Origin of the sequence: Clostridium sp. HCP1S3_C6 (genome assembly GCF_052066735.1) — a bacterium.
In the GTDB taxonomy this organism is placed as follows: Bacteria; Bacillota; Clostridia; order Clostridiales; family Clostridiaceae; genus Clostridium.
This window is the reverse complement of record NZ_JBQHRN010000069.1, coordinates 1-1053: the sequence shown is the minus strand read 5'-3', so window position 1 is coordinate 1053 and position 1053 is coordinate 1. Positions and strand designations below refer to the sequence as shown.

Below are 1053 nucleotides of genomic sequence, written 5' to 3'. Positions count from 1 at the left end.
GTTGAAGTTTTAATTAAGCTGCAAATCTAGCTCTGAAATTAAGAATTAATAATTAAGTGGCTTTTTTGCTATGCTTAAAAGCCAATCTCCATAGGAGATAATTAAGAATTGTTATAGCTAAACCCAAAGCATTAGCATAATTAGGTTTTATATAGGATTTAGTGTAAGCGTTGAAATTGTAGCTTGTCCACTCATATATGTAAAATTAAAATTTTTGCGAGGCAAGGAGCAAAAATGTCCTGAATTCTTAATTATTAATCCTTAATTATTAATTACCAAAGTTATAAGTGATAAATGATAAAAAAGCTTAATTAAACAAATATTTGAGTCTAACCTTAAAATCAAGTGATTAAAAAAGTGCAAATTGTTAATACTTAAAATAAAAGCATAAATGAGGTAATAAAATGAAAAATAACATCATATTAGAGAAGTCCTTTGATTTTTCCATAGATATTATAAATTTGTATAAAAATATGATTAACAATAAAGAATATGTTTTATCAAAACAACTTTTAAGATCAGCTACAAGTATAGGTGCTAATATGAATGAAGCAATTAAATCATACAGTAAGAAAGACTTTTTATATAGATGTGTTATTGCTTTTAGAGAAGCTGGCGAAACAGAATATTGGCTAAACTTACTTTTTAGAGGTAATTTTATAGATGAAACAGAACATATTGAATTAATTGAAAAATGTAATGAAATAATAAGAATACTAAATTCTATAATAATTACTACTAAATCATCTTTAAAAAGAGAAAAAATAAACAAACAAATTGAATATAATATTAGAGATATAGAAAACTAATGATTATTTGTACTATATAAAAGAACTTGGTCACTCATTACAGGATATCCTATCTCTTTTGCAAGTTTAAGTGTAAGCCTTGAAATTTTAGCTTGGCCACTCATGTAATATAAAATTAAAATTTTTGCGACGCAGGAGTAAAAATATCCTCAATTCTTAATTATTAATCCTTAATTATTAATTAACCTAATTTATAAATGATGAAAAATAGAAAGCTTAATAATACAAATATTTGATCCCACAC

General features: G+C 24.3%; 1 protein-coding gene. It reads left to right on the top strand.

The features are described 5' to 3' along the window. The first annotated feature begins 404 nt into the window (after positions 1-404). Positions 405-809: a four helix bundle protein gene (locus tag ACTNAO_RS12755; RefSeq protein WP_441027899.1), complete on the top strand. Its 405-nt coding sequence runs from the start codon at positions 405-407 to the stop codon at positions 807-809. The last annotated feature ends 244 nt before the right edge of the window (positions 810-1053 follow it).

Coding starts and splice junctions, on each gene's coding strand:
- ACTNAO_RS12755 (WP_441027899.1), top strand. CDS start 405: ATGAAAAATAACATCATATTAGAGAAGTCCTTTGATTTTTCCATAGAT.